Raw genomic sequence first — 14,996 nt, forward strand, 5'->3', positions numbered from 1 at the left:
CGCTCCTACGTGAGCACCGACCAGACCTTAGATCGACCAGCAGGAGCAGCCAAATGCCCGCCTTCAACAAGATTCTGATCGCCAACCGCGGCGAAATTGCCTGCCGGGTCATGCGCACGGCCAAAGAACTGGGCTACCGCACTGTGGCGGTGTACTCCGCAGCCGACGCGGGTGCCCGCCACGTGCAAATCGCTGACGAAGCGGTTTGCATTGGGCCGGCGCAGGTCAACCAGTCGTACCTGGTGATCGACAACATCATCGCCGCCGCGCAAAAGACCGGCGCCGATGCGATTCACCCCGGCTACGGCTTTCTCTCGGAAAACGCTGACTTCGCCCGTGCCTGTGCAGCGGCCAATATCGTGTTTATCGGCCCGACCGTTGAAGCCATCCACCTGATGGGCAGCAAGCGCCTGTCAAAAATCGCCATGCTCGATGCCGGCGTACCCTGTATTCCCGGCTACGAAGGCGAAGCGCAGGACGATGACAGCCTCGGCAGCGAAGCCGAACGCATCGGTTACCCGCTGATGATCAAGGCCAGCGCCGGCGGCGGCGGTCGCGGCATGCGTCTGGTGCATGAATCTGCCGAGTTGCTGGCGCAGATCCGTACCGCCCGCTCCGAGGCGCAGAATGCCTTCGGTTCCGGCGAGCTGATTCTGGAACGGGCGGTGATCAAACCGCGCCATGTGGAAATCCAGGTATTCGGCGATCAACACGGCAATATCGTCTATCTGGGCGAGCGTGACTGTTCGGTACAGCGGCGGCACCAGAAGGTGGTGGAAGAAGCACCCTGCCCGGTGATGACGCCCGCGCTGCGCAAGGCAATGGGTGAAGCCGCCGTCAAAGCGGCGGCCTCGGTGAATTATGTCGGCGCCGGCACCGTGGAGTTCTTGCTCGACCAGAGCGGCGAGTTCTTCTTTCTGGAAATGAACACCCGTCTACAGGTGGAACACCCGGTTACCGAGCTGATCACCGGCCAGGATCTGGTTGCCTGGCAGCTGCGCGCCGCCGCCGGCCTGCCCTTGCCGCTCAGGCAGGAAGAAATCCGGCTGACTGGCCATGCCATGGAAGTACGGCTGTACGCCGAAGATGCGGCAAATAACTTCCTGCCGCAAACCGGCCGCGTACTGCGCTGGGAGCCGGAGCTGCTGGAAGGCGTGCGCATCGACCACGGCCTGCTTGAAGGCCAGGAGGTCAGCCCGTTTTACGACCCCATGCTGGCCAAGGTGATTGCCTACGGCGCCACCCGCGACGAAGCCCGGCGCAAGCTGGTCCGCGCGGTGGAGGAATGCGTGCTGCTGGGGGTGAATGGCAACCAGCGCTTTCTGGCCAACCTGCTGGCCCACCCCGAGTTTGCCGCCGGCAACGCCACCACCGCGTTCATTCCCGAGCACTTTGCCGACGATCCGAGCCTGAGCCCGCAGTCGCCAGCGCCTGCCGAGCTGGCAATTGCCGCCGCCCTGCGCTACCAGAGCTCGGCCAATGCCCGCGCCCATCAAAGCGAACTGGCCGGCTGGCGTAACGCCGGCAACGCGCCCTGGCGTTTCATGTTCAAACACGGCGAACAGAAACTCGGCGTCGAACTGGAAGTGCTGATCGCCGGAAGCCAACCACAACTACTGGCCCGCAGCGGCGGCGAAGAAACCCGCCTGCAGCTGCTCGGCAGCGACGAGCGCTGGCTGGTCCTGGAGCTTAATGGCATTCGCCGGCGCATCGCCTATGCCCGGCAACAGGATCGGCTATGGTTGTATGGCCAGCGCGGCAATCTGGAACTGCTGGATGTCACCCACGAGCCGGCCAGCGGCCTGGCCGGCGCCAGCTCGGGCACCCTCAAGGCACCGATGGATGGCGCGATTGTCGAGGTGCTGGTGGCAAACGGCGCCACCGTGAGCAAAGGTCAGCTACTGGTGGTGCTGGAAGCGATGAAGATGGAGCACCCGATCAAGGCCGGCGTCGATGGCGTGATCAAACGCATCGCCATCAGCCAGGGCGATCAGGTGAAAAACCGCCAGGTGCTGGTCGAAATCGAAGCCGCCGAGGCCTGACTGAACGCGACCCGAGATGATCGTTTCCACGCTCCGCGTGGGAACCAGCCAGTCCTGCAAAGCCACACTACATTGGAGCCTGCTATGCCTCTCAACGGCAAAACCCTGTTTATCACTGGCGCCAGCCGCGGCATCGGTCGTGAAATCGCCCTGCGCGCCGCCCGCGACGGTGCCAATATCGTCATCGCGGCGAAAAGCGCCGAAGCCCATCCCAAGCTGCCCGGCACCATTCATTCGGTCGCCGCCGAAGTGGCAGCCGCCGGTGGCAAGGCACTGGCGATTCAACTGGATGTGCGCGACGAAGCGGCAGTCAAAGTAGCCATGGCGCAAGCGGCCGAACACTTTGGCGGCATCGATGCGCTGATCAACAACGCCGGCGCGATCAAGCTGGTCGGTATCGAGAAGCTCGATCCCAAGCGCTTTGACCTGATGTTCCAGATCAACACCCGCGCCGTGATGGTCTGCAGCCAGGCTGCCCTGCCCTATCTCAAACTGAGCAAGGGCCATATCCTCAGCCTGTCGCCACCGCTGAATCTCGACCCCAAGTGGTTTGCCGGCTACGCGCCCTACACCACCACCAAGTACGGCATGAGCATGCTTACCCTGGGTATGCACGAAGAGTTCAAGAAGTACGGCATCAGCGTCAATGCACTATGGCCGAAGACGGTGATTGCCACCGCTGCCATCGAATTCGAACTGGGCGGCCAGCAAGCCTTCAAGCATGCCCGCACGCCGGCAATCATGGCCGATGCGGCCTACGCCATCCTCAACAGCCTGGAGCGCAGCATCAGCGGTCGCCTGCTGATTGATGAGGAGATTCTGCGTGAGCAGGGACAAAACGAGTTTGCGCAGTACCGCTTCGACCCCGAAGGCGGCAACCTGATGACCGATCTGTTCGTTGACTAGCCGCAGGGGCTAGTCAGCGACAAGCCCTGAGCGCACAACCCATTATTCTTTCACCGGCTCTGGCTTGGCCGGTGCGGCATACCAGTTTTCCTTCATCACCAGCTTGGCCTGCTGCGGATCGGCGACGTAGTGCGGAGACATGATCTGCACACCGTATTCATTGAACACATCCTGGATATTCGCATGCAGCGCAGTCAGCAACTCTGCGCGCGGCTGCGGCTGGCTGGGAATAGCCTGGGCAACCAGCCGGTACTCGGGATAAAAATCGGTCAGCGCCGTCTGGAAAACCTGCGGGTGAGGATTGTTGAGAATGCCTTCGGTGCGCTTTGCCGCTTCAATCAGCATGGCTTCCACCTGGCGCCAGGGGGTGTCATAGCCGATGGTTACAACGGCATCCACCACATAGCCTGTACCCACCACCGCCCGCGAGTAGTTTTTGGTCACGGTGCCGGTAATCATCGAGTTGGGAATGGTCAGCACCTCGCCAAGTCCGGTGCGGATGCGTGTGGTAAATATGCCGAGATTCGTCACCGTGCCTTCATGCTCACCGATCCGCACATACTCGCCGGCACGCAAGGTGCGGGTATAGGTCAGAATCAGGCCGGAAGCGGCCTGACCAATCACACTCGAAGCACCCAGTGAAACCATCAGGCCGACCAGTACCGACAGTCCCTTGAACGCATCGGTGCCGGCACCCGGCAGGTAGGGATAGGCCATGGCCAGCGCAAACAGCCAGATGGCAATCGAAACCAGGCGCTGCGTTGGCGACAGGGTTTCCAGATTCAGCCAGCGCTCACTTCTGCTTGGCGCGGCCAGACGCCTGAGCAAGCCTTGAATGAAACCACTAAAGCCGCGCGCCAGAAAGAAAATCGCCAGTGCGATGATAAGCCCGGGTACGGCATTGACGGTGCCACGGAACAGGTACGTGGCGACTTCCAGCAGATACCCACTAAGGCTCTCGCCCCAGGGACGGGTGTAGGGAAACTGAATCAGGACAAAACTGAGCCACTCATAGGTCAGCAAGAGAATGAACAGCCAGCGCAGGACCTGCAGTACTTTGCTCACCACCGGGAACAGGTGATGCACATCCACCACCTGGGTGCCCCCCAGCTTCAGCGCTTTGACCTGGCGCTGCATGAGTCCCGGCAGCACTTGCGCCACTTTGCTACGTAAAAAGTAGATAAGCCGGATCAACCCGACAAAAATCAGCGTCGCCGCCGTGGAAAAGGCCGAAGCATTCAGCATCTGCCGCAGGTCACGGCTTTCCTGGGTTTCGGCGACCACCAGACGCAAATTTTCGGCTGCTTCATTGGCCGCCTCTGCCACCGTTTGCAGACTTTGCGTATCCACATCCATGGGTGTGACGAAGAACGCACGGCGATTATCTATCAGGATGATGTAGCCGTTCTGGATAGGGTCCAGTTTGACCTCGACAGCATCGCCGCTTTCGAGCACCTCATTGATCACCGCGTAGGCCCGCGCTGCGCGTCGTTCAGGTGTTTCGCCCAGCAGTTCGGCGCGGAACACCATGACCGCACGATTAGCCACTTTCAGCGTTGCCGGTGGTATTCCCTTGTCAATTTCTTCATCGAGAAACTCCGCCGAAAAGCCCAGCAGGGGAAACATCAGCAGCAGGACAGCCATACAGCGAGTAGCGATAAATTGTAGCGGCTTGTACATCAGAACACTCCTCGCTGGCCGGAAGCCTCAGGCCGAACAGACAGACTATCACCCACACCGGGAAAGACCGCGTAGCAGCCGGGCAACGCGGTCCTGGCGAAGCAACTTTCAGTCAATACGGCCGGCTGATTATCGTCATCAATCCCGGTGGTATCAGTTCTTGTACTCAAGTTGCACTTCAGCACCATCAATGGCCTTCACCGAGGGCCCGCCATCCAGCAGATTTTCATTGGTAAACAGACTTCCATCAAGCCTGAAGCGACTCTCTTTCTCGGCTTTATCCCCAAACAGCGGCGGTAGCAAAGGCGCGTCCTGCTCCTCGTCCAGCGGACCGTCAAAACGCAGCTCTTTCACCAACTCCGGGGGCAAACGCAGGTCTACCGAGGGCAACGGTTCGCTGGAAGAGCTTTCCGGCAAAGCCACCTTTTTCTCCACTTTGCGTGGTTGCTCAGGCAACGACTCCGGGACGGCCATAGGCATTGCGGGTTCAAGTACCGGTGGCACCTCAACCACCGGCTGAGCGGGTGGCGGATCATCCCCGCAAGCACTCAGCAGAAAGCCGAGCACAACTGGCAGGATACGCATATTCATCTGACTGACCCCATGCTGCAGCCGGCATGCAGTAGGTGCCGGCTAACCGCTATTGCGGTCAGCGGGCCGGCGGCATTTGCCCGTCTTGACCTGAAAAGACAATTTCCACCCGGCGATTCTGTGCGCGGCCACGCGTGGAGGCATTGTCAGCAATCGGATAGTTTTCACCATAGCCATCCACGACCATCCGCTGCGAATCCACGCCCAGATCAATCAGCACATCGGCAACCGACTGCGCCCGCTGACGGGACAATTCCAGATTATCCGCTTCTTCGCCATTACTGTCGCTGTAACCTTCAATACGGATAACCCGGCGCGGATTGAGCTGAAGGAATTGCACCAGTTTCAATACGGTGCGATTGGCCGCCGGTGTCAGGTTGGCACTGCCACCGGAAAACAGTACATCGCCGAGGGTCATCACCAGGCCGCGATCGGTTTCGTTGCTGTCGAGACTGACCAACTGCTCTGCTGCCCAGTCCTTGCGCTGTTGCAAAGTCAACAGCTTGTCTTCACGCAGGATCAGCTGCAGGTTCTGCAACTGCCTCTCCAGTTTTACCTGTTTCTCCTGCAGCAGTAGCAGACGGCTTTCCTGCTCGGAAATCTCGCTATAGCGCTGACTCAAATAGGCGAAATGGGCCACGTCGGCAGAAGTGCCCCAGTAGGTAGCCAGCGTCTCTGCGCGTGCCAGCGTCTCTCCGGCACGCACCACGTCCTTGGGTGCGCTGCGCAGCACCTGGGGATCATGCTCGATCTGCTGGTAACGGCTTCTGGCCTCCGCAAGCGCCTTCTCGCTACCCTGCTGGCTGCTGCAACCTGTCAGCAGCAGAAGCCCAAGACCGCCAATCAGCAGCAGATTACGCATCATTGCTGAGCCCCCAGCTGTTCGCGCAACCCGGCAATCTTGCTGCGCAACTCGGCCAGTTGTGCCTCACTCTTGGCTACCAGCACCTTGCTCTCGGCCAGCCGCGCATCCAGCTCGGCCTGTTCGGCCAGCATCCGTGCACGCTTGTAATCCTGCTCACCCATATTCTTCTGCGCCAGCGCCAGCTTGTCCTGTGCCAGTTTCATCTCCGCCAACTGATTGTCCGCACCCACCGAAGCGGCCTGGGCTACAACTTGCTCGGTCAATTGCAACTGGGCGTTTGGCGCCGGTGCGTTAGCGCAACCGGTCATGGCCAGTCCGGCAAGGGTGCAAAGCAAAAGGGGATTGTTCACGGAATTATCCTAATCTTTCAGAATTGCCTCGACAGGTACCTGCTGTGCCTGCCAGCGCTGCACGTTGCTCTTCAACAAAGCTTCCGGAGCAGCGGAATCAACCAATTCTGTCATTTTTCTGGCCAGTTGTCCGCGCAGCTCCACATCGTTACAGGCCGAATTGTGTGAGAGCGCCAGATACAACTGCGTGCCGGAAACTGCAGGACCACTTGCATCCAGCTGTTCGCTGATACCCAGCTGAGCGGCCACCAACTGTCCCGGATAACCCTCTGCCAGCACATAATCGATACGCCCCAACAGGAGCTTCTGGAAAGCCTTGGCCAATCCCTGCGCCGGCTGCAACATCAGGCTCTGGCGGGCAAAACTGTCGAACTCCGGGCTCAATGCGGTAGCCGGAGTTGTTTCGCCGGAACGGCCCAGCAGGTCATCCCAGCCAGCATAGGGAAACGACCGGGCCTTTTGCATCCAGACCCGGGTGTAGGTCCTGTGCATGGCCGGATGCACATAATCCATCTGTTCAAGCTGTGGCAGATTCTTGCGGGTTGCCAGCAACAGATCGGCCCGGCCGGCGCGCACATCTTCCTCGGCCTCAGCCTGAGTACCGGCGTAGATAACTTCAATCTTTACACCAATCTGCTCGCCGATCTGCTTGAGTAAATCAGCATCAGCGCCGATCAGCTTCCGGGTATTCGCCGGATCACGCCACAGATAGGGGGGATAGTCGGGATTACCCGTGGCTATCAGTTTTTCGCAGCTGGGCGCAGCGCTCGCCTCTACGGCCAGCACGCCCATCAACACAAGGAAAACCAGCGAACGCAGAACCATGGACTCTCTCAATCAGTACAGAATTGCGAAAACTCCGCAAATCAATGCGGTGATAGCAAAAAGCCCGCTGTTCAGCGGGCTTTTTGTTGAAGCAGAAACGCTTAAACCAGCGTTTCCAGCTCCGGTACTGCGTCAAACAGATCAGCGACCAGACCGTAGTCTGCAACCTGGAAGATCGGGGCCTCTTCATCCTTGTTGATCGCAACAATGACTTTCGAGTCCTTCATCCCTGCCAGATGCTGGATCGCGCCGGAAATACCGACGGCGATATACAGCTGAGGAGCAACGATCTTGCCGGTCTGACCGACCTGCATGTCATTCGGTACAAAGCCCGCATCCACGGCAGCACGCGATGCGCCAACCGCGGCACCAATCTTGTCAGCCAGGGTGTAGAGCAGCTTGAAGTTATCGCCATTCTGCATGCCGCGTCCGCCAGAAACGACGATCTTGGCAGCGGTCAGCTCAGGCCGGTCCGACTTGGCCAGCTCTTCGCCGACAAAGCTCGACTTGCCGGCATCAGCGGCACCGCTGACAGCTTCAACTGCAGCCGAACCACCTTCAGCGGCAACGGCATCAAAGCCTGTAGCACGCACAGTGATCACCTTGACCGCAGCCGAGGACTGCACGGTAGCAATGGCGTTACCGGCGTAGATCGGACGCTTGAAGGTGTCGGCGCTTTCTACGCTGATGATTTCGGAAATCTGGTCGACATCCAGCAGCGCAGCAACGCGTGGCAGGATGTTCTTACCGTTGGAAGTGGCTGCGGCCAGAATGTGGCTGCAACCTTTGCCCAGCTCCGCGACCAGCGGAGCAACGTTTTCCGGCAACTGGTGAGCGTAAGCTGCGTTCTCAGCCAGCAATACCTTGGCTACACCGGCTACCTTGGAGGCAGCTTCGGCAGCAGCAGCGCAAGCAGCACCGGCAACCAGTACGTGAATGTCACCACCGATCTTCTGTGCAGCGGCCACGGTATTCAGGGTGGCTGGCGCAAGGGCGGCATTAGTGTGTTCAGCGATTACCAGGATAGTCATTTAGATTACCTTCGCCTCGTTCTTGAGTTTCTCGACCAGTTCAGCCACCGACTTGACCTTGATGCCAGCGCTGCGAGCAGCCGGCGCTTCCACTTTCAGGGTCTTCAGAGTCGAGGCAGTAGCAACACCCAGTGCGTCCGGGGTCAGCACTTCCAGTGGCTTCTTCTTGGCTTTCATGATGTTTGGCAACGATGCATAACGCGGCTCGTTGAGACGCAAATCCGTCGTCACGATTGCCGGCAGGTTCAATGCAACAGTCTGCAGACCACCATCGATTTCCCGGGTGACATTGACCTTGTCGCCGGCCACTTCCACCTTGGAGGCAAAAGTACCCTGCGCGTAACCGCTCAATGCCGCCAGCATCTGGCCGGTCTGGTTGTTATCGCTGTCAATCGACTGCTTGCCAAGAACCACCAGTTGCGGTTGCTCCTTGTCGACCACTGCCTTGAGCAGTTTGGCCACGGCCAGCGAATTCAACTCTTCGGCGGACTCGACCAGAATCGCGCGGTCTGCGCCCAGAGCCAATGCGGTACGCAATTGCTCCTGCGCAGTGGTCGGGCCGATGCTGACCACGACGATCTCGGTGGCAACGCCCTTTTCCTTCAGACGAACAGCCTCTTCTACGGCAATTTCGCAGAATGGGTTCATCGACATCTTGACGTTGGCCAGATCAACGCCGGAGTTATCCGCCTTGACGCGAACCTTGACGTTGTAGTCAACAACTCGTTTGACAGCTACAAGAACCTTCATGAATTCCTCGGCACTTTCCGGTGAATAAAGATGTCGCCAAGTCCAGCTTGGCCGCTCCGCTGATCCGCAGAACACATATGCCAGCCATTGTGGCAGAGGTGAAACGGGCGCCTATCTTGACCGCAACCTTTTGCAGGGTCAATACATTGGCCGTTCTGCAGTTACCCGCAGCGCCCTGCGGCACATGGCTTGCGCAAAAATTCAAACGAACGTTTGGATTGTACTGACCAAGCATGCACATTAGAATCGAGCCGTCCTGCATTAGACAGGTCCACTTACCCCTAGTGAAAAAGTACAAGTCCTGAGCAGGAGATCGTCTGTGGAACGCGAATACATGGAATTCGACGTTGTTATCGTTGGTGCCGGACCATCCGGCTTGTCTGCCGCATGCCGCCTGAAACAAAGGGCCGCCGAAGCTGGCAAGGAAATCAGCGTCTGCGTCGTGGAAAAAGGCTCCGAAGTCGGCGCACATATCCTCTCGGGTGCCGTTTTCGAACCTCGCGCGCTGAACGAGCTGTTCCCGAACTGGAAAGAACTCGGCGCGCCACTGAACACCGCGGTCAAGCGCGACGATATCTATTTGCTCAAGGACAAGGATAAAGCCAGCAAGATTCCAAACTTCTTTGTGCCAAAAACCATGCACAACGAAGGCAACTACATTATTTCCCTGGGAAATTTCTGCCGCTGGCTGGCTCAGCAGGCGGAAAATCTGGGTGTGGAAATCTACCCGGGCTTTGCCGCTCAGGAAGCCCTGATCGATGATAATGGCGTTGTGCGCGGCATCATCACCGGTGACCTGGGTGTGGACCGCGAGGGCAATCCCAAAGAAGGCTATTACACGCCCGGTATGGAATTGCGCGCCAAGTACACGCTGTTTGCCGAAGGCTGCCGCGGCCACCTTGGCAAGCAACTGATCAAGAAGTACAACCTGGACTCCGAAGCAGATGCCCAGCACTACGGCATTGGCATCAAGGAGATCTGGGACATCGATCCGGCCAAACACGAAGAAGGCCTGGTCATTCACACGGCCGGCTGGCCTTTGTCGCTGACCGATAGTGAAAACACCGGCGGATCTTTCCTCTACCACATTGAGAACAATCAGGTCGTGATCGGCCTGATCGTGGATCTGTCCTACAGCAACGCTTTCCTTTCGCCGTTCGACGAATTCCAGCGTTACAAGCACCACCCGGTGGTTGCCCAATACCTGGAAGGCGGCAAGCGCGTGTCCTATGGCGCACGTGCCATTTGCAAAGGCGGCCTGAACTCCCTGCCGAAGATGGTCTTCCCGGGCGGCGCTCTGGTTGGCTGTGACCTCGGCACGCTGAACTTTGCCAAGATCAAGGGCAGCCATACCGCCATGAAGTCCGGCATGCTCGCTGCCGATGCCGCTGCCGACGCGCTGCTGGCCGGCAAGGAGGGCGGTGACCAGCTGACCGGCTATGTCGATGCGTTCAAATCCAGCTGGCTCTACGACGAACTGTTCCGCAGCCGCAACTTCGGCCCGGCCATCCACAAGCTCGGCGTGTTTTTTGGTGGCGCGTTCAACTTTGTTGACCAGAACATTTTTGGCGGCAAGATTCCCTTCACCCTGCACGATCTGACCCCGGACTACGCCCACCTGAAGCCGGCAGCCGAATGCACACGCATCGACTACCCGAAGCCGGACGGCAAGCTCAGCTTCGACAAGCTGTCTTCGGTGTTCCTCTCCAACACCAACCACGAAGAAGAGCAGCCCTGTCACCTGCGCCTGACCGATGCCAATATTCCGCTGGAGCGCAATCTGCCACTCTACGACGAACCGGCCCAGCGCTATTGCCCGGCGGGCGTCTATGAAATTGTCGTCAATGAAGATGGCGAGAAAAAATTCCAGATCAATGCGCAGAACTGCGTGCACTGCAAAACCTGTGATATCAAGGACCCATCACAGAACATCACCTGGGTAGCCCCGGAAGGCACTGGCGGCCCGAACTACCCCAACATGTGATCCGGTAACAATAAAAAAGGCTCCCCCGGGAGCCTTTTTTAATTCCCCCGATTTACTCCGGAGACAACCCGATCGGGAAGAACTGTCCACCGCTCCAGACACCCAGCCAATCCCGACCATCCCGGGTCTCGGTGACAGCCATATCGACCAGCTGGTAGAACACGTTCCGATGGATCAGGGCCTCAAGATTAACCCGCACATGCAGATAGGGCGCTGGCTCACCCGTTAGCGGGTCTGTCTCGACCCTGAGCGGGTGCTCTGCCCCGGCAACCACCCGGTCATCGACATTGGTGGTGAAGGTCAGCAGCTGTTCCTGCCCCTCCCCTTCAACCGACAGCGTAACGGCAACAAACGGTGCGTCATCGACGGTAATACCGCACTTTTCCACGGGAGTGACCAGAAAGTAGTCATCGCCATCACGCCGGATGATGGTGGAAAACAGTTTTACCATCGGCTTTCGCCCGATCGGCGTACCCATGTAATACCAGGTACCGTCACGCGCAATCCGCATATCGATATCGCCGCAGCACTCCGGATTCCACAGATGTACCGGCGGCAAGCCCTTTTCCTTGCTCCTGGGAATTTGACCCAGCAGATCGCCTACCTTGCCTATATCAGTCATTCTGCAGTTTCCTCCGTCATAAGCCCCGCTGCCACTCCTGCCGCAACCCCGCCAGCTGTGGCTGCTCTATGGCACGACGCACCTGCCCGAGCATCTGTGCCTTGTCCGCGCCAAGGTTGCCCTTGAGCACCAGATAGTTCGACGCATGGTCGCTGCGGAAAACCGTGTCTTTCAGTTCAAGCCCTTGCAGCATTCGCTCAACCTCCAGGAATAGCGAATGCTGGTCCAGCTCTTCGAAATCGGCAAACGACTGGCGAAACCGCTCGGATCCGCCCGGAAAACTGACCACCAGCGTGGACAGAAACTCCGGCTGGGCAGCATTCATCAGGCGTGCCGAATTATCCGCATGCTGTTCACTCAAACGTTTGCCACCGAGCCCGTTGAGGATCATCACCGAGCGGGTTATGCCTGCCGCCCCGAGTTTGTCCAGGGCACTCAGGGTCGAGTCGAAAGTCTCCCCCTTGTTGACCCTGCTCAGCACCTCATCATCGCCCGACTCTGCGCCGACATAGACCATCTGCAAGCCGGCATCGGCAAGCTCCTTGAGCTCCTCTACAGATTTCTTGCGCAAGTTGCGTGGTAAACAATAGCTCGAAACCCTGGTTACCTCCGGCAGCTGTTCGCGGATGGCCCGCAGAATGGTCAACAATCGATGGGTTGGCAGCACCAGCGCATCGCCATCGGCGAGAAATACCCGTTGCACAATCAAGCGCTCGCCGCATCGACGGATTTCTTCCAGCACATCGGCTTCAGCGCGGGCACGAAAGCGCTTCTGCTCGGCAGTGTACATTTTCGCAGAAAGTGCATTTGTTCCACGAACAACCGTTGGTCACGGGAAGAATCAGTGAATGGGCTTCGCTCGGCGGGCGAAATACCGGCTCAATGTAGTCAATGGGAAATACCGGGTTGGCCATGGTCCCCTCCAACAGGAAAGATGTTCAGACGCCAAGTCCTGATAATCCGGACGCTGGACTAACGGCTGCCAGATGTCAGCACGCACCGGCCGGTGCAGAGCGGCTCACGGGCCGACACGCAACACTGGCGAAGCGCCTGGCCCACACCGGACACCATGACTCAGCTTGCGGGTTGCTCGCTGTCACGTTTGCGCCGGTTACCCATGCGCACGCCGATGTCCATGAGGAACTGGAAGAATCGCTCCTGATCTTCCATCTGCTCACTCCAGAACGGCGAGTGATACAGGCCCACCGCACCATGCACCAGCGCCCATGCCGCAAGCACATGAAAATTGGGCGGTACGTCCTCCAGTTTCCCTTCGGCAATCCGGCCTTTCACAAGCTGGTTCAGGTAGTTCAGGTTGGAGGCACGGATCGCGTGCAACTCGGCAATCATGGTCGGTAACTGGTTTACCTTGACAACCTTTTCTTCAAGTCTGGAGAACAACCGGTAACGCTTGGGATCCCGCATGCGGTATTCGAAGTACGCGCGCGAAAGAGCATCCTTGTCGCGGTCATAGTCCACTGCCTGCAATAGCGCATTCAAGTCACGCTCATAGTCCAGCATCAGTCGCAAATAGATTTCCGATTTGGACTTGAAATGCTTGTATATGGTGCCTTTCCCGATGCCCACTGCATCGGCGATCATTTCGACCGTGACGCTGTCTTCACCTTCCTCAAGAAACAGCTTGAGCGAAGTATCGAGAATTTCCTGCTCTCGGCGGCGAAATTCTCTGATTTTGCGGGGTTCTGTCTGCATGGCTGTACTGCACGGTAAATAGCAAGACCTCCTATTATCCCGATTCAGTACCAAATTGCACGAATCACTCAAGCAACCCAACATTATCAGCAGGTTAGCGACGGAGTTGGCTCAACGTAGCGCTACACACGGCGGCCCCCGTGAAGATGAAGGCGCAATACGGGGAACCAGGCACGAAGCCAGATGCTTTGGGCATGAGTGCTCAACAGCCCCTCGGGTATTCCAAATACGTTTAAAAATTAGTGCTGGCCCGGCTGGAAGTTCACTGGAACTGAACAATACTTTCAGTTACCGGCGTGTAGTGCTCCCCCCCAAGCGCTCCGCTGGTATCAGGTACCGTGGATTGTGTACCTTTGTGTTACTCCTAATGGTATTGCCCGGATTCCCCCCTGAGTCCGGGTTTTTTTTTGTCCAGGCGTCAGCCTCCAGATACCGTGAGCGGGAATAAACGCTGAAAATTGGCTCCCGTCTGGCTAGTAATCGTCTCGTAACTGACACCCCTCAGCTGGGCAATAAATTCCGCCACATCGCGAACATATTCAGGCAGGTTCGATTTGCCACGATGCGGCACAGGGGCGAGATAAGGGGCATCGGTTTCCACCAGCAAGCGGTCGGCCGGAACGCGCCTGGCCACGTCGCGCAGCGAGTCGGCGTTGCGAAAGGTGACAATGCCCGACAGCGATATGTAAAAGCCCATATCCAGCGCAGCGGCTGCAGTGGGCCAATCCTCGGTGAAACAGTGCAACACCCCCGCCTGCGGCAAGTCGGCTTCCCGCAACATTCCAAGCGTATCAGCCCGCGCTTCGCGGGTATGCACAATGACCGGTTTTCCAGTGATCTGCGCCGCTTCCAGATGCAGGCGAAAGGATTCCTGCTGCAGCTGTGCCGCTTCCGGCTGGTAGTGGTAGTCCAGACCTGTTTCACCGATGGCGACCACGCGCGGGTGATTCAACTCTTCCAGCAACCAGCTCAGAGCCGGAACAGTATCCGTTGCGGTATCCAGCGGGTGCACACCGATGGTGCAATACACATCGGTATAACGCTCGGCTAGCGACTTGACCGCTGCAGCGTTAGCGGTACTGACACCGATACAGAGAAATCGCTCGACGCCCCGCGCTCTGGCCGCCGCAAGGGCCTTGTCCAGCGACCCTTCATGGGCTGACAGGTCAAGGCGATCGAGATGGCAGTGGGAGTCGATCAGCATGCTTTCACTAGACAGGGTTGAATAGCCGGACACAAGCCGGCCAAGAGAACTGGATTACACATTACATCGTATGGGTAGGTCGATCCGACTTCAGGGCGCCGGCCAGATAGGTTTCTATCTTGTTGCGGGCAGTCGGGTCGCCATCATTGAACTGCACCCCCACCCCGGCAGCGCGGCTGCCCTGGGCACCTTTCGGCGTAATCCAGACAACCTTGCCGGCAACCGGAATTTTCTCCGGCTCCTCCATCAGGCTGAGCAGCATGAACACTTCATCGCCCAGCTTGTAGTTTTTATTGGTTGGAATGAACAAACCGCCATTTCTGATAAAAGGCATATAGGCCGCATAGAGCACCGATTTGTCCTTGATGGTCAGAGACAACATGCCGCTACGCGGACTCATGTTAGGTGACTGGCTCATGCAACCTTCCCGACT

The 14,996-nt window shown here is 58.3% G+C and carries 14 protein-coding genes and 1 pseudogene; 3 read left to right on the forward strand and 12 right to left on the reverse strand.

The window, feature by feature from the left end; genetic code table 11:
- Positions 1-53: 53 nt before the first annotated feature.
- Positions 54-2,042: an acetyl/propionyl/methylcrotonyl-CoA carboxylase subunit alpha gene (locus BLT89_RS10775; protein WP_090194942.1), complete on the forward strand. Its 1,989-nt coding sequence runs from the start codon at positions 54-56 to the stop codon at positions 2,040-2,042.
- 84 nt (positions 2,043-2,126) lie between these two features.
- Entirely contained in the window at positions 2,127-2,948 is an 822-nt protein-coding gene (locus BLT89_RS10780; protein ID WP_090194946.1) for an SDR family oxidoreductase, read from the forward strand.
- A 42-nt stretch (positions 2,949-2,990) separates the two neighbouring features.
- Here BLT89_RS10780 and BLT89_RS10785 read toward each other — a convergent pair whose 3' ends face one another.
- The 7 genes from BLT89_RS10785 to BLT89_RS10815 all read right to left on the reverse strand — a co-directional run bounded on the left by BLT89_RS10785 (position 2,991) and on the right by BLT89_RS10815 (position 9,040).
- Complete coding sequence (locus BLT89_RS10785) at positions 2,991-4,628, reverse strand: mechanosensitive ion channel family protein (RefSeq protein ID WP_231975012.1); 1,638 nt, start codon at positions 4,626-4,628, stop codon at positions 2,991-2,993.
- A gap of 153 nt (positions 4,629-4,781) precedes the next feature.
- Positions 4,782-5,219, reverse strand: a complete 438-nt coding sequence (locus tag BLT89_RS10790; protein WP_090194949.1) for a hypothetical protein — start codon at positions 5,217-5,219, stop codon at positions 4,782-4,784.
- Positions 5,220-5,277: 58 nt separating this feature from the next.
- Entirely contained in the window at positions 5,278-6,084 is an 807-nt protein-coding gene (locus BLT89_RS10795; protein ID WP_408003044.1) for an OmpA family protein, read from the reverse strand.
- Complete coding sequence (locus tag BLT89_RS10800) at positions 6,081-6,392, reverse strand: DUF4398 domain-containing protein (protein ID WP_090194954.1); 312 nt, start codon at positions 6,390-6,392, stop codon at positions 6,081-6,083. Before BLT89_RS10800 ends, BLT89_RS10795 begins: the two co-directional genes overlap by 4 nt.
- Positions 6,393-6,443: 51 nt before the next feature.
- Complete coding sequence (locus tag BLT89_RS10805; protein WP_231975013.1) at positions 6,444-7,259, reverse strand: substrate-binding periplasmic protein; 816 nt, start codon at positions 7,257-7,259, stop codon at positions 6,444-6,446.
- Positions 7,260-7,360: 101 nt separating this feature from the next.
- On the reverse strand, positions 7,361-8,290 hold the full coding sequence (locus BLT89_RS10810; protein ID WP_090194960.1) for an electron transfer flavoprotein subunit alpha/FixB family protein: 930 nt from the start codon (positions 8,288-8,290) through the stop codon (positions 7,361-7,363).
- A complete protein-coding gene (locus BLT89_RS10815) occupies positions 8,291-9,040 on the reverse strand; it encodes an electron transfer flavoprotein subunit beta/FixA family protein (RefSeq protein ID WP_090194962.1) in 750 nt (249 codons plus the stop codon).
- A 319-nt stretch (positions 9,041-9,359) separates the two neighbouring features.
- On the opposite strand from BLT89_RS10815, the gene BLT89_RS10820 reads away from it, so the two are divergent.
- On the forward strand, positions 9,360-11,024 hold the full coding sequence (locus BLT89_RS10820; RefSeq protein WP_090194965.1) for an electron transfer flavoprotein-ubiquinone oxidoreductase: 1,665 nt from the start codon (positions 9,360-9,362) through the stop codon (positions 11,022-11,024).
- Positions 11,025-11,076: 52 nt separating this feature from the next.
- Here the strand turns inward: BLT89_RS10820 and BLT89_RS10825 are convergent, their stop codons facing one another.
- The 5 genes and pseudogenes from BLT89_RS10825 to BLT89_RS10845 all read right to left on the reverse strand — a co-directional run bounded on the left by BLT89_RS10825 (position 11,077) and on the right by BLT89_RS10845 (position 14,981).
- Positions 11,077-11,646 carry a DUF1285 domain-containing protein gene (locus tag BLT89_RS10825; RefSeq protein WP_090194968.1) on the reverse strand — a complete coding sequence of 190 codons (570 nt, stop codon included), beginning with the start codon at positions 11,644-11,646 and terminating at the stop codon, positions 11,077-11,079.
- Between the two features lie 16 nt (positions 11,647-11,662).
- A pseudogene (locus BLT89_RS10830) lies at positions 11,663-12,560 on the reverse strand (radical SAM protein).
- Between the two features lie 160 nt (positions 12,561-12,720).
- Positions 12,721-13,359 carry a TetR/AcrR family transcriptional regulator gene (locus tag BLT89_RS10835; protein ID WP_090194972.1) on the reverse strand — a complete coding sequence of 213 codons (639 nt, stop codon included), beginning with the start codon at positions 13,357-13,359 and terminating at the stop codon, positions 12,721-12,723.
- A gap of 418 nt (positions 13,360-13,777) precedes the next feature.
- Positions 13,778-14,563 carry a TatD family hydrolase gene (locus BLT89_RS10840; protein ID WP_090194974.1) on the reverse strand — a complete coding sequence of 262 codons (786 nt, stop codon included), beginning with the start codon at positions 14,561-14,563 and terminating at the stop codon, positions 13,778-13,780.
- A gap of 61 nt (positions 14,564-14,624) precedes the next feature.
- Entirely contained in the window at positions 14,625-14,981 is a 357-nt protein-coding gene (locus tag BLT89_RS10845; RefSeq protein ID WP_090194977.1) for a PilZ domain-containing protein, read from the reverse strand.
- Between the last annotated feature and the right edge of the window lie 15 nt (positions 14,982-14,996).

Source organism: Pseudomonas pohangensis, from assembly GCF_900105995.1.
GTDB lineage: Bacteria > Pseudomonadota > Gammaproteobacteria > Pseudomonadales > Pseudomonadaceae > Aquipseudomonas > Aquipseudomonas pohangensis.